We start from the raw sequence: 21,429 nt of genomic DNA, 5'->3' as shown, positions 1-21,429 counted from the left end.
TCAGTAACCACGCGCGCAGATGTCCCTGGTTGCGCTGCGCTCCACCCGGGCTACGGGTCCGAACATGATCTGCTTAATTCTTGTGCGGCGCACAAGGATTGAGCGAATCGCAAATTTTGGCGGCGGAACCGGGCGAGCCGCGCAGACCGATGCGACTCCCAACTCGTTACATTCCTTAGAATTTTTTCAACGTCGCGGCTTGGCACGAAGCTTGAATGGCTATGTTGCGACGCCATTGAAGCCGTCCCTCGAAACCAATCATCCGAATTGTGACACCGCCAGACTGGGGCCTCCCCAGCACGCGACCCCGTGCGCTTTAGCGCGGCGCCACAAGCGGACGGGCATTCAGACGCAAAGGACATTTGCACGCATGACGAAGCCGACCAAAGAGACCTGCCGCTATGGCGTCAGCCGCCGCCAGCTTCTGAAGGCGGCTAGCGGAGCGGCCGCATTGCTCGCCGCGGCGAAACTGAATTTACCGGCCGGCGCATTCGCGCAAGGCGCGGGCCCCGAGGTGAAGGGCGCCAAGCTCGGCTTCATCGCGCTCAGCGACGCCGGCCCGCTGTTCGTCGCCAAGGATAAGGGCATCTTCGCCAAATACGGCATGCCCGATGTCGACGTGCAGAAGCAGGCCTCATGGGGCACGACGCGCGACAATCTCGTGCTCGGCTCGGAAGGCAACGGCATCGACGGCGCACATATCCTCACGCCGATGCCTTACCTGATCTCCGCCGGCAAGGTGACGCAGAACAACCAGCCGACGCCGATGTACATCCTGGCGCGGCTCAACCTCGACAGTCAGTGCATCTCGGTCGCCGGCGAATATGCCGATCTCAAACTCGGCGTCGACGCCACGCCGTTCAAGGCGGCGCTGGAAAAGAAGAAGGCCTCCGGCAAGGCCGTGAAGGCGGCCATGACCTTCCCAGGCGGCACCCATGATCTCTGGATCCGCTATTGGCTCGCCGCCGGCGGCATCGATCCCGACAAAGACATCGAGACCATCGTTGTCCCGCCGCCGCAGATGGTCGCCAATATGAAGGTCGGCACCATGGATTGCTTTTGCGTCGGTGAGCCCTGGAATCTGCAGTTGATCCACCAGCGCATCGGCTACACCGCTGTCACGACCGGGGAAATATGGAACAAGCATCCGGAAAAGTCGTTCGGCATGCGCGCCGCTTTCGTCGACAAATATCCGAAAGCCGCCAAGGCGCTGCTGATGGCGGTGATGGAAGCCCAGCAATGGTCCGACAAGGCGGAGAACAAGCAGGAACTCGCTTCGATCATGGGCAAGCGGCAATGGATGAATTGCCCGGTCGAGGACGTCTATGACCGCACCGCCGGCAAGTTCGACTACGGCATCCCCGGTAAGGTGGTCGAGAACTCGCCGCACGTCATGAAGTATTGGCGCGATTTCGCGTCCTATCCGTTCCAGAGCCACGATCTCTGGTTCCTCACGGAAGACATCCGCTGGGGCAAGTATGAAGCGGGCTTCGACACCAAGGCGCTGATCGCCAAGGTCAATCGCGAAGATATGTGGCGCGAGGCGGCCAAGGAAATGGGCGTGCCCGCGTCCGAAATTCCGACCTCGACCTCGCGCGGCAAGGAGACCTTCTTCGACGGCAAGGTGTTCGATCCCGAGAATCCGTCGGCCTACCTGAAGTCGCTGTCCATCAAGCGTGTTGACGTCTGATCCGCGCAAGGCCGCGCGCATGTGCGCGTGGCCCGGCACCTTGAACACGGAGAGAGATTTTCGATGTCTATGCCTGCAGTGAAAACCGACGCCGCGACGACGGCGCTTCCGGTCGCCTCCGCGCCGGTCGTGACCATGACGCCGAAGCGTGCGCCGCAGTCCGAGAAATATGCCAAGATGGCGAAGGAGGTCGCGGTGCGCGTGGTGCCGCCGCTGATCGTGGTCGCGCTCCTGCTCGTGGTCTGGGAGCTGATCTGCCGGCGCGCCGGCTCGGCACTGCCGCCGCCCTCGCGCGTGTTCAGCGATACCAGGGAATTGATCTTCGATCCGTTCTTCGATCACGGCGGCATCGACAAGGGCTTGTTCTGGCACCTGTCGGCGAGCCTGCAGCGCGTCGCCTATGGCTATTCGATCGCGGCGATCGTCGGAGTTGCGCTCGGCACGCTGGTCGGTCAATCGGTCTGGGCGATGCGCGGGCTTGATCCCTTGTTCCAGGTCCTGCGCACGATCCCGCCGCTCGCCTGGTTGCCGCTGTCGCTCGCGGCCTTCCGCGACGGCCATCCGTCGGCAATCTTCGTGATCTTCATCACCTCGGTGTGGCCGATCATCATCAACACCGCGGTCGGCATCCGGAATATCCCGCAGGATTACCGCAACGTCGCCGCGGTCGTGCAGCTCAATCCGCTCGAGTTCTTCTCCAAGATCATGATTCCGGCGGCGGCGCCCTACATCTTCACTGGCTTGCGCATCGGTATCGGGCTGTCCTGGCTCGCGATCGTCGCAGCCGAAATGCTGATCGGCGGCGTCGGTATCGGCTTCTTCATCTGGGATGCCTGGAATTCCTCGCACATCAGCGAAATCATCCTGGCGCTGTTCTATGTCGGCATCATCGGCTTCGTGCTCGACCGCCTGATCGCCGGGCTGGCGAAGTTCGTGACCCACGGCACCGCCGTGAACTGAAGGGAAATGTCATGCACGCCTATCTGAAGCTCGATCACATCGACAAGACCTTCACCCGCGGCAATTCCACGACCGAGGTTTTGAAGGACATCAACCTGACGATCGAGAAGGGCGAATACGTCTCGATCATCGGCCATTCCGGGTGCGGCAAGTCCACGCTGCTCAACATCGTGGCCGGCCTCACTGGCGCCACCCATGGCGGCGTGCTGCTGGAGAACCGCGAGGTCAACTCGCCGGGTCCGGATCGCGCGGTGGTGTTCCAGAACCACAGCCTGCTGCCCTGGCTGACGGTCTACGAGAACGTCAAGCTCGGCGTCGACAAAGTGTTCGCCAAGACCAAGACGCGGGCCGAGCGCGACGCCTGGGTGATGCACAATCTCAACCTCGTGCAGATGGCGCATGCCAAGGACAAGCGCCCCAACGAAATCTCCGGCGGCATGAAGCAACGCGTCGGCATCGCGCGGGCGCTCGCGATGGAGCCGAAGGTGCTGCTGCTGGACGAGCCCTTTGGCGCGCTCGACGCGCTGACCCGCGCGCATCTGCAAGATTCCGTGATGGCTCTGCACCAGAAGCTCGGCAATACCATCTTGATGATCACCCATGACGTCGACGAGGCGGTGCTGTTGTCGGACCGCATCGTGATGATGACCAACGGTCCGAGCGCACGGATCGGTGAAGTGCTGGAAGTGCCGCTGGCGCGGCCGCGCAAGCGGCTCGAGCTCGCCACCAACTCCAGCTACCTCAAGTGCCGGCAGCGCGTGCTCGAATTCCTCTACGAGCGGCATCGCTTCGTCGAAGCGGCGTAGGTTCCAACCACGGAGCGCAGCATGACACCGGAGCAAGTCAAACTCGTGCAAGAGAGTTTCTCCAAGGTCGCGCCGATCTCCGAGCAGGCGGCGACCCTCTTCTATGATCGCTTGTTCGAGGTCGCGCCGGCGATGAGGGCGATGTTTCCGGACGACATGACCGAACAGCGCAAGAAACTGATGGCGGTGCTGGCTGTGGTGGTGAATGGGCTCAGCAATCTGCAATCCGTGCTGCCCGCTGCAAGCGCGCTCGCCAAGCGGCATGTGAGCTACGGGACCAAGCCGGAGCATTATCCCGTTGTCGGCGGCGCGCTGTTGTGGACCTTGGAGAAGGGTCTCGGCGAAGCCTGGACGTCTGATGTCGCAGATGCCTGGACCGCGGCCTACGGTACGCTGTCCGGCTACATGATTTCGGAAGCTTACGGCAGCACCCGAGCTGCCGAATAGGGAATGCGCCGTGAGCGAACCTCTGGTCATTGTCGGCAACGGGATGGCGGCTGCGCGCCTGGTCGACGAGTTGTCGAAGGTGGCGCTCGGGCGCTACGCCATCGCGGTGATCGGCAGCGAGCCGCGGCTCGCCTATAACCGCGTGCTATTGTCCTCCGTTCTTGCCGGCGAGACCACGTCGGAGGATATCGAGCTGCAGCCGGCATCATGGTGGCGCGACCGCGGCGTCACGCTGAAATATGGCTGCGTCGCCACCGAGATCGATGTCGGCCGCCGCGAACTGAAGATCGAAGGCGAGGAGAGCATCGTCTTCTCGAAGCTCGTCTTGACCACCGGCTCGTCGGCGCTGCGCTTGAACGTGCCGGGCGCCGATCTGGCCGGCGTGCACACGTTTCGCGACAGCCGCGACGTCGACCTGTTGCTCGCGCTCGCAGCACGCAAGACGCGCGTGGTCGTGATCGGCGGCGGCTTGCTCGGGCTTGAAGCGGCCTATGGGCTTGCGAAGGCCGGGGCGCCGGTGACGCTAGTGCACCTGATGGACCGGTTGATGGAGCGCCAGCTCGATGTTCCAGCAGGCGCACTCTTGAAATCGCTGGTCGAGCAGAAGGGCATCGAGATCCTGCTTGAGGCCAGCACAGCGCGCATCCATGGCGAAGGCCGCGTTGAAGGCGTCGAGCTTGCGGATGGACGCCTGATCAAGGCGGACGCGGTGATCTTCGCCGCCGGCATCCGGCCGAACATCGCGTTGGCAAAGGAAGCCGGCATTGCCGTCAATCGCGGCATCGTGGTTGACGATTGCTTACAGACCGCTGCGGAAGGCGTGTTCGCGGTCGGCGAATGCGCCGAGCATCGCGGCGTCTGCTACGGCCTGGTCGAGCCGGCCTATGAGCAGGCGCGCGTGCTGGCGCGGCATCTCGCCGGGCAGGATGTCGCCTATGCCGGCAGCATCGTGGCAACCAATTTGAAAGTGTCCGGTGTCAGCGTGTTTTCCGCCGGCGATTTCATGGGCGCCGAAGGCAGCGAGAGCATCGTGTTCAGCGACGTTAACCACGGGACCTACAAGAAGCTCGTGATTGCAGACGGGCGCCTGACCGGCGCGGTTCTGATCGGCGACACGTCAGATGCGCTCTGGTATCTCGACCTGATCCGTAGCGCGAGACCCGTTACGAAGATTCGCGGCGACATGATGTTCGGCCGTTCGACGGCGGAGGCGGCATGAGCGCCGATCCCGCTCTCCGGACCGTCAAGACCACCTGCGCCTATTGCGGCGTCGGCTGCGGCGTCCTGGCGACGCCTGACGGCAAGGGCGGCGCCGCGATCGCGGGTGATCCCGATCACCCCGCTAATTTCGGACGCCTGTGCTCGAAGGGCTCCGCCCTCGGCGAGACGCTCGGGTTATCGAACCGGCTGCTCTATCCGATGATCCGCTGCGACAACGGGATGGAGCGCATCGCCTGGAGCGACGCGCTCGACCATGTCGCACACCGCTTCAAGCACATCATCGCGCGCGACGGCCCCGGTGCGGTCGCGTTCTATCTCTCCGGTCAGTTGCTGACGGAGGATTACTACGTCGCCAACAAGCTGATGAAAGGCTTCATCGGCAGCGCCAATGTCGACACCAATTCGCGGCTGTGCATGTCGTCCTCGGTCGCAGGCCACCGCCGCGCCTTCGGCGCCGACACCGTGCCCGGCTGTTACGAGGATCTCGAACAGGCCGACCTCCTGGTGCTGGTCGGCTCCAACGCCGCCTGGTGCCATCCGGTGCTGTTCCAGCGCATGCTCGCCAACAAGCAGCAGCGTGGCGCGCGCATCGTGGTGATCGATCCGCGCCGCACCGATACGACTGAGGATGCCGATCTCTTCCTCGGCTTGAAGCCCGGCACCGACACCGCATTGTTCTGCGGCCTGCTGGTGCATCTTGCTGACAGCGGCGCGCTCGACCACACCTATATCGACCACTATACGGTCGGCTTCGACGAGGCGCTGGCGCGCGCCCGCGGCATGGCCGGCAGCGTCGGCGCGACGGCGCTCGCGACCGGCCTCTCCGAGCAGGACGTCGCGACGTTCTTCAAGATGTTCGCCAACACGCCGCGTGCGGTGACCCTGTATTCGCAGGGTGTCAATCAGTCGGCGCAGGGCACCGACAAGGTCAACGCCATCCTCAACTGCCACCTCGCCACGGGCCGCATCGGCAAGGTCGGCGCGTCCCCGTTCTCGCTGACGGGACAACCGAACGCGATGGGCGGGCGCGAAGTCGGCGGGCTCGCCAACCAGCTCGCCGCCCATATGGTCTTCACGCCGCCGGACATCGACCGCGTCCGCCGTTTCTGGAAGGCGCCGCGCATCGCCACCCATGAGGGGTCGAAGGCAGTGCAGATGTTCGAGGCGATCGGACGCGGCGAGATCAAGGCGCTGTGGGTGATGGGCACCAATCCGGCAGTGTCGCTGCCGGATGCCGACGCTGCGCGTGAAGCATTGAAGAAGCTGGAGCTGTTCGTGGTGTCGGAGAATGTCCGCTCCAACGACACTGTCGATGCCGGCGCGCATGTGCTGTTGCCGGCGCAGGCCTGGGGCGAGAAATCCGGCACGGTGACCAATTCCGAGCGCCGCATCTCGCGTCAGCGCGCGTTCCTGGAGTCGCCGGGCGAGGCGCAGCCGGATTGGTGGATTCTTTGCGAGGTCGCAAGGCGCCTCGGCTTTGGTGCGGCGTTCGACTTCAAATCCGCTGCGGACATCTTCCGCGAGCACGCGGCGCTGTCGGCGTTTGAAAACAACGGCATCCGGGATTTCGATATCGGCGCGCTGATGTCGCTGTCGGACGAGGCTTTTGACGGGATGCCGCCGGTGCAATGGCCTATGCGGCAGGATGCGTCGCCGCAGCCGCGTTTTTTCGCTGAAGGCGGCTTCTTCGCCAATGATCGCAAGGCGCGCTTCATCGCGCCGGAGATTCCGGCGCTACGGACCGAGACGACGCCGGCGCGGCCGTTGCGGCTCAACACCGGCCGCATCCGCGACCAGTGGCACACGATGACGCGCACCGGCGCGAGCCCGAGGCTCGGCCAACATCTGCCCGAGCCGTTCGTCGAAGTGCATCCAGACGATGCGCTGCGCTACGGCGTGAGCGACGGCAGCTTTGCCCGCGTCACCACCGACTACGGACAATGCACGCTCCGCGTCGTCGTCAGCGAGCGCCAGCAGCGCGGCATGCTGTTCGCGCCGATCCATTGGAGCGAGGCCACCGCGACCGGCGCCCGCGTCGGCTCGCTGGTCGCGCCCTTCACCGATCCGTTCTCCGGCCAGCCCGAGAACAAGGCGACGCCGGCCGCGATCGCGCCTTACGAATATGTGTTCCGCGGTTTTGCGCTGTCGCGCCAACCGCTGCAGTTGCCCGCGCATGCCTGGGTCGCGCGCGTCGCGGTCAGTGGCGGTCACGGCTATTTGTTCGCAGACAATGCCGACCTGTTAGGCTGGCAGCTCTGGCTCAGGATGAACACCGAAGGCGATCTCGCCGAATACAAGGATTTCGGCGGCGGCATCTACCGCGGCGCTTCCTTCAAGGACGGTCGCATCGAGAGCTGTCTGTTTATCGGCCCGGCTGATGATGCCGGTGACTGGAACGTCGTGAAAAGCTCGTTCGCCGCCGATACGCTCAGCGATGCGCAGCGGCGCATGCTGCTATCAGGCAAGTCGGCGGACGGCCTCGCCAATGCCGGCCCGATCGTCTGCGCCTGCTTCGGCGTCGGCCGCGCGACGATTTGCGATGCGATTGCGGCGGGTGCGAGCTCGCCGGCCGAGATCGGCGCGAAACTCAAGGCCGGAACCAATTGCGGCTCCTGCATCCCGGAATTGAAGCGGCTCATGGCGCAGACGGGGGCGCGAGATCCTGAACACCCACCATTGGCTGCGGCCAATTAGGTCTCTCCCCACGTCATTGCGAGCGCAGCGAAGCAATCCATCTCGCCGCTTGTGGAGGCATGGATTGCTTCGTGGCAAGGGCTCCTCGCAATGACGGTGGGGAGCTAATCGACGTCGCCTTCGATGTCCTCTATGGTGCCGCCCGTTCCGCTAACGGGTGAACCAAGAAATGCTGTACCTGGAAACGCCGCCGAAACTGATCGAGACCACGGTCTTCTCCGCCATGCCGGACGAATTCCGGCGCAATCAGTCTACCGAATGGGCCAATGCCAATCGCCCGGGCCAGCCGACCGATTGCTTTATCGAAGGCCCGTCCTTCGACGCCGACGGCAATCTCCACATCGTCGACATTCCTTTCGGCCGCATCTTCAAGATTTCGCCTGACAGGAAATGGTCGCTGGCCGTCGAGTATCAGGGATGGCCGAACGGGCTGAAGATCGATTCCAAAGGCCGCATCCTTGTCGCCGACTACCGGCACGGCATCATGGAGCTCGACGCGCGGGCAGGGCGGATGCAGCCGGTGCTCGCCTCGCGAAATTCGGAATCGTTCCGCGGCTGCAACGATCTGCACATCGCCTCCAACGGCGATATCTATTTCACCGACCAGGGCCAGACCGGCCTGCACGATCCGAGCGGTCGGGTCTATCGCCTGCGCTCAAGCGGCCAGCTCGATTGCCTGATCCAGACCGGCGTCAGCCCCAACGGGCTGGTGCTCGATCCGCACGAGGCCGTGCTGTTCGTCGCGATGACCCGCGACAACGCGGTGTGGCGCGCGCCGTTCATGAAGGACGGCAGCGTGTCCAAGGTCGGCCGCTTCTGCTCGATGTTCGGCCCCGGCGGTCCGGATGGGATCACGATGGACAAAGCCGGCCGGCTGTTCGTCGCCCATGTCTCGCTTGGCCACGTCTTCGTGTTCGCGCCGTCAGGCGAGCTGATCGCCCGCATCAAGTCCCGCGCCGGGAATGCCGTCACCAATGTCGCGATTGGCGGCCCGAACCGTGACCGGCTCTACATCACGGAGTCCGCGACGGGCAGCGTGCTGGTCGCTGATATCAGCGTGCTTGATAAGTAGCGCCGTCATTGCGAGGAGCGAAGCGACGAAGCAATCCATGTCTCCGCAAGTGGAGAGGTGGATTGCTTCGCTTCGCTCGCAATGACGGACGGTGAAATTTGCCTCACGACTTCCTGTTCTTCGCATTCACAGCGATCGCCGCCGCCGCGGTGCGGTTCTCCACGCCGAGCTTGGAGTAGATCTGTTCCAGATGCTTGTCGACCGTGCGCGGGCTTAAGCCCAGAATCTGCGCGATGTCGCGGTTGGTCTTGCCCTTGGAGAGCCATGACAGCACCTCGCCCTCGCGCGTGGTGAGGCCGAGTTCGCTGGAGAATTCCGCGGGCATATCGGCGCTGGTGTCTTTCGCCAGCCGCAGCAGGAATTCATTGGCGCCGAGCTTGCCCATATATTGCAGCCGCAATTGCTCGTTGCCGGGAAACGACGCCATGGTCGTGGTCTTTGCTGCCGTCTTGCCCTTCTGCGCCTGCTCCAGCCATTGCGGGATCGGATCGGGCAGCACGACGTCGTCGCCGTCTTCCGCCAGCGTGTCCGACAGCAGCCGCTGCGCCTGTGGCGTCGCCCACAGGATCTTGCCGGCATCATTGACCGCGAGCAGATAGCGGCCGGAGACGTCTAGCGCGGCGCGCGCGCTCTGCGTCATCCGCGCATTGGCGAGATGGACGCGGATGCGCGCCAGCATCTCCTGCACCACGATCGGCTTTGTCACATAGTCGACGCCACCGGCTTCCAGTCCGCGCACGATGTGCTCGGTTTCGGCGAGGCCCGTCATGAAGATGATCGGCACATTGTCGAGCCCGGCGTCGCGTTTCAGCCGGCGGCAGGTCTCGAAGCCATCGATCCCGGGCATGACCGCGTCGAGCAGCACGATGTCAGGCGTGATCTGGTCCACGATCCGCATCGCTGAGGCGCCGTCGAGCGCCACCATCACGGTCATGCCGGCACCGTCGAGCGCGTCAGTCAGGAGCCGCAGCGTCTCCGGCGAGTCGTCGACGACGAGCGCGACGTCGCGCTTCTTGCTTTCAATGGTCATAGCTGTGCAGCGCCTTCAGGGTCGCCATGTATTGATCGAGGTCGAAGCGATCGACCAGGGAGCGCATCTGCGAGACGAAATCGGCGTGCTCGGGATGTTCGGTGCCGATCTCGTCGAGCTTGAGCTGGATCGCCCGGATATAGCCCAATTGCCCGAGGCCGATCAGTTCCTCGATATATTTCACCGGCGGCCGCGAGCCGCTCTCCGGCTGCCACGGCGGCACGGCCACCTCGTCGGCGTCATGCTGCCAGTCGAGCTTGAGCAGCAGGCGGATGGTCTCGAGCAGGCGCGGAATATCGATCGGCTTCATCAGGTAACCGTCGTGGAACGGCTGCGCCAGCGGGGCGCCATGCGCCTCCAGCGCGCTCGCCGAGATCATCAGGATGCGTGCCTGGTGATGGCCGGCCGAGCGCAGCGCTTCCGCGACCGTCCAGCCGTCCATGCCCGGCATGGAGATGTCGAGCAGGAACAGGTCGGGCCGGCAATGCTGCGCCAGCGCTAAGCAGCCGGGACCATCGGGCGCGCTGAGCAGGATGAAGCCGAGCGGCGCCAGCACTTCGCGCAGGAGATCGCGGTGCGTCGGATCATCGTCGGTGATCAGGATCGTCTTGCGCGGACCATGATAGCCATAGACCGGCGCATCGGTCGGCGCGCTGCGCCGCGGATTTGTCACTTCCGAGAGCAATATCTTGACCCGGAACGTGCTGCCGGCGCCGACGCTGCTGATCACCTTGATGTCGCCGCCCATCACGCCGGCCAGCAGCCGGCTGATGGTCAGCCCGAGGCCGGTGCCGGTCTGCGGCTGGGAGACACCGAGCGCGCCGCGCTCGAACGGCGCGAAGATGCGTTCGAGATCGTCCGGCTGGATGCCGGGGCCGGTGTCGATCACCTCGAATTCGGCGACCGGGCTGCGGTAGTGCACGACGAATTGCACATGCCCTGTTTGCGTGAACTTGATCGCGTTCGACAACAAGTTGATCAGGATCTGCCGCAGCCGCTTCTCGTCGGCGTAGACCACGAGCGGTAGCACGGCAGGTCGCTTGAAGATGAATTCGACGCCTTTCGCCGCCGCCTGCAGGCGGAACATGCCGACGAGCTGGTCGAGGAAATCATTCAGGCGAACCTCGTCGCGGGAAAGATACAGCCGGCCGGCCTCGATCTTGGAGATGTCGAGGATGCCGTCGATCAATCCGGAGAGATGGTCGGCGCTGCGGCGGACCACGCGCACTTGCTCGCGTGGCCGCGTCTGCAGGGTATTGTCCTGCTCGAGCAGTTGCGCGTAGCCGGAGATCGCGTTCAGCGGCGAGCGGAGCTCGTGGCTCAGGCCGACGACATAGCGGCTCTTGGCGAGGTTGGCGGATTCGGCGACTTCCTTGGCGCGCTGCAATTCGGCGTCGGTGCGCTTGTGGGCGTCGATTTCCTGGATCAGGAGCGCGGTCTGCCGCCGGGTCTCTTCCTCCGCCGCGCGTCGGCTCTGCTGCGCTAGCACGAACAGCCAGGCGACCACGCCGATGATGATGGTCAACGCAAAGAAGACCTTCCACAGCACGTCCGACAATAGGTCGCCGGCTTCAACAGTCGCCGAGGTCTGCAGATAGATCAGGCCGAGCACCAGCCCGACCAGGCCAGCGGAGACCGCGAATACACCGAGATAATGCCCGAGCTGCGAATTGATGCGGGCATAGATCGGCTGCGGCAGCAATTTGCCCAGGGTCTCCGACACCTGCGCCTGGATCCGCGCATGCGGCTTGCAGAGGTCATGGCAGCGCGCATCCAGCGAGCAGCACAAGGAGCAGATCGGGCCGGCATAGGCAGGGCAGGCGGCCATATCCTCAGGCTCGAACGAATGTTCACAGATGCAGCACTGGATCTGATCGAGGTTCTGCCAGCTCCGCTTCGGCTTGCGCGCGATATAATATTTGCCGTCGGTGACCCAGGCGATCAGCGGCGCGGTGACGAAGGCAACCGCAAGCGCGACGAAGGCGGAGAGCGCTTTGGCGGTCGGACCGAACACGCCGTAGAAGGCACTGATCGAGACGATGGTCGCAATCAGCATCGCGCCGACGCCGACCGGGTTGATGTCGCAGAGATGGGCGCGCTTGAATTCGATGTGTTGCGGTCGGAGGCCCAGTGGCTTGTTGACGACAAGGTCGGCCACGAGAGCACCGACCCAGGCGATCGCGACATTGGAATAGAGCGCGAGCGTCTGCTCCAGCGCCTTGTAGACGCCGATCTCCATCAAGAGAAGCGCGACGATCACGTTGAACACCAGCCAGACCACGCGGCCGGGATGGCTGTGGGTGAGGCGGGAGAAGAAGTTCGACCAGGCGATCGATCCGGCATAGGCGTTGGTGACGTTGATCTTCACCTGCGACAGGATCACGAACGTGCCGGTCAGCGCCAGCGCCAGATCCGGCTGCGACAGCACGTAGCGATACGCTTCCAGATACATGTTCGCGGGCTCGGCGGCGTGCTCATAGGAAACGCCGTGGCTGAGCGCGAAGAAGGCGAGGAACGATCCCGCCAACAGCTTCAGCGCGCCCAGCACGATCCAGCCCGGCCCCGCGCTGAGCAGCGCGATCCACCACGCCCGCCGCGACGTCCGCCGGTCGCGCGGCAGGAAGCGGAGGAAGTCGACCTGCTCGCCGATCTGCGCCACCAGCGAGAACACCACGGACGCCGCGGTGCCGAACAGCAGCAAGTCGATCTGGCCGGAGGGGTCGCCATGCTCGCCGGCGAAGTTGCGCCACTCGATGAAGGAGCGCGGATGGGCATAGGCGATCGCGGCAAAAGGCAGGATGTGCAGCACGATCCAGATCGGCTGCGTCCACAACTGGAAGCGGCTGATCAGGGTGATGCCGTAGACCACCAGCGGGATGATCACGACCGCACTGATGACGTAGCCGATCGGCCGCGGGATACCGAAGCACATTTCAAGCGCGGTGGCGAGGATCACCGCCTCGATCGCAAAGAAGATGAAGGTGAAGGAGGCGTAGATCAGCGAGGTGATGGTCGAGCCGATATAGCCGAAGCCGGCGCCGCGCGTCAGAAGGTCGATATCGATGCCGAACTTGGCGGCGTTATAGGCAATCGGCAGTCCGCAGCAGAAGATGATGGCGCTGACCACGAGGATGGCGGCGGTCGCGTTCATCGCGCCATAGTTCAGCGTGATGGTGCCGCCGATCGCTTCCAGCGCCAGGAACGAGATCGCGCCCAGCGCGGTGTTGGCAACGCGGGCGGCGGACCAGCGGCGCGCGCTCTTTGCGGTGAAGCGCAGCGCGTAGTCCTCCAGCGTCTGGTTGGCAACCCACTGATTATACTGGCGCCTGACGCGGTCTATCCGCTGCCGCCCTGCCAATTCCCCACCTCCTGAGCCGACGTCGGTCTCGCCCGTTGGCTCGCAAATCCCGTACCAGAACCTACGTCGCTATTTTGCGGTGCAGTATACGCAATCTTGCGTATCAGTGCGCTGCACAAATCTGGGCAATCCTCGCCTGACCATTAAGCGCGTTCTCGAACCAGTTGGGGTGCTCATGTCAGACGAAAAGAAACCGGGCCTGCGGTCGCCGCTTCGGCGCAAGCTCCTGATGGGAATGGCGGCGCTGCCGGCCATCTCGATGCTTCCACGCGCCTCGTTTGCGGAAGCTCCGCCAACGTCCGCGGTCAACACCACCGGCCTTGCCGTCACCGATAGCGAAGTGACCGTCGGCATCCTGCACTCCGTCACCGGCACCATGGCAATCTCCGAGACCGGGTCGGTCGAAGCGGAAAAACTGGCAATTGAGCAGATCAATGCGGAAGGCGGCGTGCTCGGCCGCAAGATCAAGTTCATCCAGGAGGACGGCGCCAGCGACTGGCCGACCTTCGCCGAGAAGGCGAAGAAGCTCCTCGTCAACGACAAATGCGCGGCCGTGATGGGCTGCTGGACTTCCGCCTCGCGGAAGGCGGTGCTGCCGGTGTTCGAGCAGTATAACGGCATGCTCTACTACCCGACCTTTTACGAAGGCCTCGAGCAGTCCAAGAACGTCATCTACACCGGCCAGGAAGCCACCCAGCAGATCATCGCTGGCCTCGACTGGGTCAACAAGACCAAGGGCGCCAAGACCTTCTATCTGCTCGGCTCCGACTACATCTGGCCGCGCACCTCCAACAAGATCGCGCGCAAGCACATCGAGGGCCATCTGCAGGGCGCCAAGGTCGTTGGCGAGGAATACTTCCCGCTCGGCCACACCCAGTTCAACTCGGTCATCAACAAGATCAAACTGACCAAGCCCGACGTGATCTACGCCATCATCGTCGGCGGCTCCAACGTCGCCTTCTACAAGCAGCTCAAGGCGGCCGGCATCGATCTGTCCAAGCAGACGCTGCTCACGATCTCGGTGACCGAAGACGAAATCGACGGCATCGGCGGTGAAAACATCGCAGGCGCCTATGCCTGCATGAAATATTTCCAGTCGCTCGACAATCCCAACAACAAGGCTTTCGTCTCCGCCTTCAAGAAGATGTGGGGCGAGAAAACCGTGATCGGCGACGTCACCCAGGCCGCCTATCTCGGCCCGTGGCTGTGGAAGTTGACGGTGGAGAAGGCGGGCTCCTTCGACATCGACAAGATCGCGGCGGCATCGCCCGGCGTCGAGTTCAAGGGCGCGCCCGAAGGCTATGTCCGCATCCACGAGAACCATCACCTCTGGTCCAAGACGCGCGTCGGCCGCGCCAAGGCGGACGGCCAGTACGAACTGATCTACGAGACCGCCGATCTCGTCGAGCCCGATCCGTTCCCGAAGGGCTACCAGTGAGAACGCGCCTCGCCTGAGGCCGCGTCTCAACTCTCATGACGTCGGCGTGGGCCGCAGGGCCCGCGCCATTCCAAGACGCACGCGCCACGCCCGTGCGCAGACCTGACCATGCAGAGGACGGATCATGTTCGGTGACTATTCGCTCAGCGATCTCGGCGCCATCTTCGCCATGCAAGGCTTTGCCGGACTGATCCTGTTCTCGGTCTACGTTCTGATGGCGCTGGGGCTCGCCATCATCTTCGGCCAGATGGGCGTCATCAACATGGCCCATGGCGAGTTCATGATCCTGGGCGCCTACGTCACCTGGATGACGTCGAACGGCTTCCAGCAATATCTGCCGTCGCTGTTCCCTGGCTACTTCTTCCTCGCGATGATCCTGGCGTTCATCGCCTCCGGCGCGCTCGGGATGCTGGTCGAATGGGCGCTGATACGCCATCTCTACAAGCGCCCGCTGGATACGCTGCTGGCAACCTGGGGATTGAGCCTGATCCTGCAGCAAGCCTATCGCTCGCTGTTCGGCGCGCGCGAGGTCGGCGTCGAACTGCCGGAATGGATGATGGGCTCCTGGCAGGCGACCGACGCGATCCAGATCCCGATCAACGGCATGTTCGTGATGGGACTCACCGTGCTGATCACCATCGTCGTCGCCTATCTGCTGTTCTGGTCGCGCTGGGGCCGCCAGGTCCGCGCCGTCGTGCAGAACCGCGTGATGGCGGGCGCCGTCGGCATCAACACCGAGAAGGTCGACCGCTACACCTTCGGCCTCGGCTGCGGCATCGCAGGGATCGCGGGAAGCGCCTTCACCATGATCGGCTCGACGGGGCCGACCGCCGGCCAGCTTTACATTGTCGACACTTTCCTCGTCGTCGTGTTCGGCGGCGCGGCCTCGCTGGTCGGCACCATCGCTTCGGCCTTCACCATCTCGCAGGCGCAGTCGACCATGGAGTTCTTCCTGTCGGGCTCGATGGCGAAGGTGCTCACTCTATTGGCAATCGTCGCGATCCTGATGATGCGGCCGCAGGGACTGTTTGCACTCAAGGTCCGCAAGTAAGAACAAGCAGGCAAAGGTCATGATCATCAACTCGCGCTTTTTCAACCGCACCGAGCTGATCGGCTTCGTCGCGCTCGCGCTCCTCCTCTTCGTCATCCTGCCGCTGTCGCTCGATATCTTCCGCCTCAACCTGGTCGCCAAATATCTGACCTACGCGTTCGTCGGCATTGGTCTGGTGCTGTGCTGGGGCTATGGCGGCATCCTGAGCCTGGGGCAGGGCGTGTTCTTCGGTCTCGGCGGCTACTGCATGGCGATGTACCTGAAGCTCGAGGCCTCCAGCGTCGAGAACACCAAGATTCAGTCGACTCCAGGCATTCCCGATTTCATGGACTGGAACCAGCTCACGCAGCTTCCCTTTTTCTGGAAGCCGTTCCACAGCTTCCCGATCACCCTGATCGCCATCATGCTGGTGCCGGGAATCTTCGCCTTCATCATCGGCGCGGCGATGTTCAAGCGGCGCGTCGGCGGCGTCTATTTCGCGATCATCACGCAGGCGATCGCTGCGATCATGACCATCCTGATCGTCGGACAGCAGGGCTACACCGGCGGCATCAACGGCATCACCGATCTCCGCACGCTGCACGGCTGGGACATCCGCACCGATCATGCCAAGTTCATCCTCTATTTCGTCGAGGTCGTGCTGCTGTTTGCCTGCATCATCGCCGCGCAGTTCATCCGACTGACGAAGCTCGGCCGCATCCTGGTGGCAATGCGCGAGCAGGAGGACCGCGTTCGCTTCTCCGGCTACAGCGTCGCCAATTTCAAGATCTTCGCCTTCTGCGCTGCCGCGATCTTCGCCGCGATCGGCGGCGCCATGTTCACGCTCGAAGTCGGCTTCATGTCGCCATCTTTCGTCGGCATCGTGCCGTCGATCGAGATGGTGATCTACACCGCGGTCGGCGGCCGGATGTCGATCTTCGGCGCGGTCTGGGGTTCATTGCTGGTCAATTTCGCCAAGACCAGCCTGTCGGAATCGTTTCCGCAACTCTGGCTGTTCGGCCTGGGCGCGCTCTTCATCGCGGTCGTGCTGGCATTCCCGAACGGGCTCTCAGGGATCTGGCAGGACTACGTCCAGCCGCACATCGATCGCCTGCTGGCCTCGCGTAAGTCGAAACCCGGTAACGGCTTCCCCGTCACCGACGGCGCACCGGCAGAGTAGGGGAGAGGGTCATGCTCATCGGTCATCAGCCCAAGGATTTCCTGCTTGCGGTCTCCGGCCTCACCGTCTCCTTCGACGGCTTCAAGGCGGTCAACGATCTCTCCTTCTATGTCGAGGATAACGAGATCCGCGTCATCATCGGCCCCAACGGCGCCGGCAAGACCACCGTCCTTGACCTGATCTGCGGCAAGACCAAAGCTACCTCGGGCTCGATCCAGTTCCGCGGCCAGGAGCTGACGAAGCTGCGCGAGAACGAGATTGTGCAGGCCGGTGTCGGCCGCAAGTTCCAGACGCCCTCGGTGTTCGAAGACCTCACCGTGTTCGAGAACCTGGAGATTTCCTTCCCGCGCGGCCGGACCGTGTTCGGCTCGCTCACGTTCCAGCGCGACGCTACGGTGAAAGAGCGCGTCGAGGAAGTCGCCGAGATGATCTTCCTCAAAGATCGCCTCCACACCTATGCGGACCAGTTGAGCCACGGGCAGAAGCAATGGCTCGAGATCGGCATGCTGCTGATCCAGGACCCGGACCTCCTGATGCTGGACGAGCCCGTCGCCGGCATGAGCGTGTCCGAGCGCGCCAAGACCGCCGAACTGCTCAACCGCATCATCAAGGGCCGCTCCGTGCTCGTGATCGAGCACGATATGAAATTCGTCGAGGACATCGCCCACAAGGTCACCGTGCTGCATCAGGGGCAGATTTTGTCCGAGGGAACGATGGAGCACGTCAAGAACGATCCAAAGGTCATCGAAGTCTATCTCGGGCACTAGCGCATGATCCCGGAAAGTGGCGTCCGGTTTCCGGACAAGATCATGCGCAAGAAATAAGGAACACGTCGATGCTCGCAATCTCCGATCTTCACGTCGCCTATGGCCAGAGCGAGGTGCTGCACGGGCTCAACGTGTCAGTCGCGCCCAACGAAATCGTGGCGATCATGGGCCGCAACGGCATGGGCAAGACCACGCTGATGAAGTCGCTGATGGGCATCTTGCCGGCCAAGAGCGGCTCGGTGACCATGGATGGCACCGAGCTCAACAAGCTCGAAAGCTATGAGCGCGTGGCCAAGGGCCTCGCCTATGTGCCGCAAGGCCGCATGATCTTCTCCACCATGACGGTGAAGGAGAACATCGAGACCGGCCTCGTCGTGCACGGCGAGTCCGAAGTGCCCGGGGATATCTACGAACTATTCCCGGTGCTCTTGGAGATGAAGAACCGCCGCGGTGGCAATCTGTCCGGCGGCCAGCAGCAGCAGCTCGCGATTGCGCGGGCGCTCGCGACCAAGCCGAAAGTGCTGCTGCTGGATGAGCCGACCGAGGGCATCCAGCCCTCGATCATCAAGGAGATGGCGCGCACCTTGAGGCGCATCCGTGACGAGCGTGGTCTCTCGATCGTGGTCTCCGAGCAGGTGTTGAGCTTCGCGCTCGACATCGCCGACCGTGTGCTTGTCATCGAGAACGGCGAGATCGTCCGCGACGATCCGCGTGATGCTGTCGATGCCGCGCAGATCTCGAAATATCTGTCCGTCTAACCAAGGCAAGTAAAAAGGGGAGCTTTTGATGCCAGAGACACTCATCAAGGTCGATCTCACCAAATCGGCTTACGACAACGACATGGTGCATAACCGCTGGCACCCGGACATCCCGATCGTGGCGTGGGTCAATCCCGGCGACGACTTCATCATCGAGACCTATGACTGGACCGGTGGTTTCATCAAGAACAACGATTCCGCCGATGACGTGCGCGACATCGACCTGTCGATCGTGCACTTCCTATCCGGCCCGATCGGCGTCAAGGGCGCCGAGCCTGGCGATCTCCTGGTCGTCGATCTCCTCGACGTCGGCCCGCTCAAGGAGAGCCTGTGGGGCTTCAACGGTTTCTTCTCCAAGCAGAACGGCGGCGGCTTCCTGACTGATCATTTCCCGCTGGCGCAGAAGTCGATCTGGGACATCAAGGGCCTCTACACCTCGTCGCGCCACGTTCCCGGCGTCAACTTCGCCGGCCTGATCCATCCCGGCCTGATCGGCTGCCTGCCCGATCCAAAACTGCTGTCGACCTGGAACGCGCGCGAGGCCGAACTGATCGCGACCAATCCGACCCGCGTTCCTGGGCTCGCCAATCCGCCGTTCGCGCCGACCGCGCATGCCGGCCGCGCCAAGGACGACGTCAAGGCCAAGATCGGCGCGGAAGGCGCGCGCACCGTGCCGCCGCGCGAGCATGGCGCAATTGCGACATCAAGGATCTCTCGCGCGGCTCGAAGATCTACTTCCCGGTCTATGTGCCCGGCGGCGGGCTCTCGATGGGCGACCTCCACTTCAGCCAGGGCGACGGCGAGATCACCTTCTGCGGCGCGATCGAGATGGCCGGCTGGCTGCACATCAAGGTCGATGTCATCAAGGATGGTGTGGCGAAGTACGGCATCAAGAATCCGATCTTCAAGCCGTCGCCGATCACGCCGAACTACAAGGACTTCCTGATCTTCGAAGGCATCTCGGTCGACGAAGCCGGCAAGCAGCATTACCTCGACGTTCACATCGCCTATCGCCAGGCCTGTTTGAACGCGATCGAATATCTGAAGAAGTTCGGCTACTCCGGCGCGCAGGCCTATTCGATCCTCGGCACCGCGCCGTGCCAGGGCCACATCTCCGGGGTCGTCGACGTGCCCAATGCCTGCGCCACGCTATGGCTGCCGACGGAGATCTTCGACTTCGACGTGATGCCGTCGTCGGCCGGGCCGATCAAGCATATCACGGGCGACATCCAGATGCCGATCTCGCCGGACAAGTAACTCCCTGCGCGAGAAGGGTGCGGGACGCGCGCATTTGCCGCCCCGCATCCGTCGCGAGTTTTCAAGCCTGATCGCGCGAGGAAAAATGCCCGTCTACGAATATCTCTGCAACGAGTGCGGTCCGTTCAAGGACATGCGGCCGATGTCCGAATGCGACCTGCCGCAAGACTGCCCGCAATGCGAAGCGCAATCGCCGCGCGTCATCCTGACCGCGCCGAGCTTCTTCTGCATGCCTTCCGACAAGCGCAAGGCCCATGTCGTCAACGAGCGCAGCGCGCATGCACCGAAAACGCTCGACCAGTACAAGGCCTCACACGGCCCCGGCTGCGGCTGCTGCACCGGCAAAAAGCCGGCGCGCCTGATGACCAAGAGCAAGACTGGCGCCAAGGGCTTTCCAACCGCGCGCCCCTGGATGATCAGCCATTAGAACTCGGTTAGTGGCGCGTAGCGCGCAGCTCCAGTGTCGGTTGGGTGATCCTGGCGACGAACCCTTCGAAGCCCACCACTCTCTGCCTGGCCAGTTCGCCGTGGAGTTTGCGGATCTTCTCCGACTCGGCGACGAAGGTCTCGAAAGCCTGCTTCGCAAATTCCGTCTGAAGCTCAAACACCTTGTCGAGCGAGCGGACGGCCGCGAGCTTCTCCAGGAAGCATAAGGTTTGGTTCAGCGATTTCCTGGTATAGTCGCTGTAGGCATCGGCGATCGTTGCTACGCTGACGGCGACGGGCTCGGCCGCTACGATGGGAAGGGCGGGGACGGTATCAGTCGCGGAAGCCTCAACCGACGCGCTTTCGATCGACGCGACCGGTGTGCTGATCGGCTCGTTGAACTGAATCTCCTCGCTGATCTGCTCACGTTCATTGATTTGTTGTTGGGCGCCCTCCAGTTGGACCGCCACGGGCGCCGGCTCGGGAACTTGTTGTGCGCGGGCTTCCTTGCTCGGCACAGTCTTCTTGCGCTGCTGTCCTGTCTTCCCCTTGCGCTGGCTGGATTTTCCGACCGGCTTATTCCCATCCGCACTCAACATTGGAATCGCTCCGGATATCAAATATCAATTGATCAGCAAGCCTCCGTCGTGTTTGCGCTGGATTCGCGGTTGGGCTTTGTTCTTCGCGTGGCAGTCATGTGGTGACATTTGGAAGGAGGGGCGCCGGCGGCCATCTCGTGCCCATTTCCGGCTGCGTTGGGGCACGGGAAGGTTTGTTCTCTTAAGCACGGCTCATATACTGGGCAGCCATCGCGGCGCCGTCACCGGAGCCCAAGCCCAATAAGAGGTCGCGCGAGTTCTCCGTGGGTCAATGGTCCAGTAGGGGAGTTGGTAATGCGGCGATTGAGGGGTCGGCGAAGGTTCAAATCTTTGACGATGCTGGCGGTTGAGGCCAATCATGTGATTGCGCTGCGGCTGATGAAGCTGATGTTGGGTGGCAGAGGAGCCCGGCGCGAGGCCGAACTCATGATCAGCGAAAAGATCGATGCGGCCGTCGAAGCCGGCACAAGGTTAATGTCTGGAGCTTCGGGAGATGAAATAGTTCGTCGTTATCGACGGCGCGTAGCAGCGAATGCGAAGCGTCTCGGCAAATCGAACTTGGGTCCCCTAAAGCGAACACGGCGCCGACGAAAGTAGCCTCGGCACCGACCAATCGCCGCCATGCGCGTCTGCGCCGGCCGCTGCTGTGAAGGGTTTCGGATGCCGGCCGCCGAGCACGCGGCGCCGTCCTTCACG

At 63.1% G+C, this 21,429-nt stretch carries 16 protein-coding genes and 1 pseudogene; 14 read left to right on the top strand and 3 right to left on the bottom strand.

The window, feature by feature from the left end; genetic code table 11:
• The first annotated feature begins 370 nt into the window (after positions 1-370).
• The 7 genes from CWO89_RS20575 to CWO89_RS20545 all read left to right on the top strand — a co-directional run bounded on the left by CWO89_RS20575 (position 371) and on the right by CWO89_RS20545 (position 8,890).
• Positions 371-1,690, top strand: a complete 1,320-nt coding sequence (locus tag CWO89_RS20575; protein ID WP_130580562.1) for a CmpA/NrtA family ABC transporter substrate-binding protein — start codon at positions 371-373, stop codon at positions 1,688-1,690.
• 63 nt (positions 1,691-1,753) lie between these two features.
• Entirely contained in the window at positions 1,754-2,650 is an 897-nt protein-coding gene (ntrB, locus tag CWO89_RS20570; protein WP_130580561.1) for a nitrate ABC transporter permease, read from the top strand.
• A gap of 11 nt (positions 2,651-2,661) precedes the next feature.
• Positions 2,662-3,456 (top strand): ABC transporter ATP-binding protein, encoded by a 795-nt coding sequence (locus tag CWO89_RS20565; protein ID WP_130580560.1) that lies wholly within the window; start codon positions 2,662-2,664, stop codon positions 3,454-3,456.
• Positions 3,457-3,477: 21 nt separating this feature from the next.
• Positions 3,478-3,903, top strand: coding sequence for a globin family protein (locus CWO89_RS20560; protein ID WP_130580559.1), 426 nt, complete (start codon positions 3,478-3,480; stop codon positions 3,901-3,903).
• A gap of 10 nt (positions 3,904-3,913) precedes the next feature.
• Entirely contained in the window at positions 3,914-5,122 is a 1,209-nt protein-coding gene (locus CWO89_RS20555) for an NAD(P)/FAD-dependent oxidoreductase (protein WP_130580558.1), read from the top strand.
• Positions 5,119-7,818 (top strand): nitrate reductase, encoded by a 2,700-nt coding sequence (locus CWO89_RS20550; protein ID WP_130580557.1) that lies wholly within the window; start codon positions 5,119-5,121, stop codon positions 7,816-7,818. The genes CWO89_RS20555 and CWO89_RS20550 overlap by 4 nt, the downstream gene beginning before the upstream one ends.
• Before the next feature lie 169 nt (positions 7,819-7,987).
• Positions 7,988-8,890 carry an SMP-30/gluconolactonase/LRE family protein gene (locus CWO89_RS20545; RefSeq protein ID WP_207234528.1) on the top strand — a complete coding sequence of 301 codons (903 nt, stop codon included), beginning with the start codon at positions 7,988-7,990 and terminating at the stop codon, positions 8,888-8,890.
• 103 nt (positions 8,891-8,993) lie between these two features.
• Here CWO89_RS20545 and CWO89_RS20540 read toward each other — a convergent pair whose 3' ends face one another.
• Together CWO89_RS20540 and CWO89_RS20535 are read right to left on the bottom strand one after the other, a co-directional pair.
• Positions 8,994-9,920, bottom strand: coding sequence for a response regulator (locus CWO89_RS20540; RefSeq protein ID WP_130580556.1), 927 nt, complete (start codon positions 9,918-9,920; stop codon positions 8,994-8,996).
• A complete protein-coding gene (locus CWO89_RS20535; protein ID WP_130580555.1) occupies positions 9,910-13,278 on the bottom strand; it encodes a hybrid sensor histidine kinase/response regulator in 3,369 nt (1,122 codons plus the stop codon). The genes CWO89_RS20540 and CWO89_RS20535 overlap by 11 nt, the downstream gene beginning before the upstream one ends.
• Before the next feature lie 175 nt (positions 13,279-13,453).
• Between CWO89_RS20535 and urtA the strand changes: the two genes are divergently transcribed.
• The 7 genes and pseudogenes from urtA to CWO89_RS20500 all read left to right on the top strand — a co-directional run bounded on the left by urtA (position 13,454) and on the right by CWO89_RS20500 (position 20,135).
• Positions 13,454-14,716 carry an urea ABC transporter substrate-binding protein gene (gene urtA / locus CWO89_RS20530; protein ID WP_130580554.1) on the top strand — a complete coding sequence of 421 codons (1,263 nt, stop codon included), beginning with the start codon at positions 13,454-13,456 and terminating at the stop codon, positions 14,714-14,716.
• Positions 14,717-14,840: 124 nt separating this feature from the next.
• Entirely contained in the window at positions 14,841-15,767 is a 927-nt protein-coding gene (gene urtB / locus CWO89_RS20525; RefSeq protein ID WP_130580553.1) for an urea ABC transporter permease subunit UrtB, read from the top strand.
• A gap of 19 nt (positions 15,768-15,786) precedes the next feature.
• A complete protein-coding gene (gene urtC, locus CWO89_RS20520) occupies positions 15,787-16,926 on the top strand; it encodes an urea ABC transporter permease subunit UrtC (protein ID WP_130580552.1) in 1,140 nt (379 codons plus the stop codon).
• 11 nt (positions 16,927-16,937) lie between these two features.
• A complete protein-coding gene (urtD, locus tag CWO89_RS20515) occupies positions 16,938-17,693 on the top strand; it encodes an urea ABC transporter ATP-binding protein UrtD (protein WP_130580551.1) in 756 nt (251 codons plus the stop codon).
• A 68-nt stretch (positions 17,694-17,761) separates the two neighbouring features.
• Entirely contained in the window at positions 17,762-18,451 is a 690-nt protein-coding gene (gene urtE, locus CWO89_RS20510; RefSeq protein WP_130580550.1) for an urea ABC transporter ATP-binding subunit UrtE, read from the top strand.
• Between the two features lie 28 nt (positions 18,452-18,479).
• Positions 18,480-19,708 (top strand): annotated as a pseudogene (gene fmdA, locus CWO89_RS20505) (formamidase).
• Positions 19,709-19,793: 85 nt separating this feature from the next.
• Positions 19,794-20,135: an FmdB family zinc ribbon protein gene (locus CWO89_RS20500; RefSeq protein WP_130580549.1), complete on the top strand. Its 342-nt coding sequence runs from the start codon at positions 19,794-19,796 to the stop codon at positions 20,133-20,135.
• Between the two features lie 7 nt (positions 20,136-20,142).
• Here the strand turns inward: CWO89_RS20500 and CWO89_RS20495 are convergent, their stop codons facing one another.
• Positions 20,143-20,733 (bottom strand): phasin family protein, encoded by a 591-nt coding sequence (locus tag CWO89_RS20495; protein ID WP_130580548.1) that lies wholly within the window; start codon positions 20,731-20,733, stop codon positions 20,143-20,145.
• Positions 20,734-21,429: the final 696 nt, after the last annotated feature.

Source organism: Bradyrhizobium sp. Leo170 (genome assembly GCF_004296405.1).
Taxonomy (GTDB): Bacteria; Pseudomonadota; Alphaproteobacteria; order Rhizobiales; family Xanthobacteraceae; genus Bradyrhizobium.
This window is presented reverse-complemented; position numbering and strand designations above follow the sequence as displayed.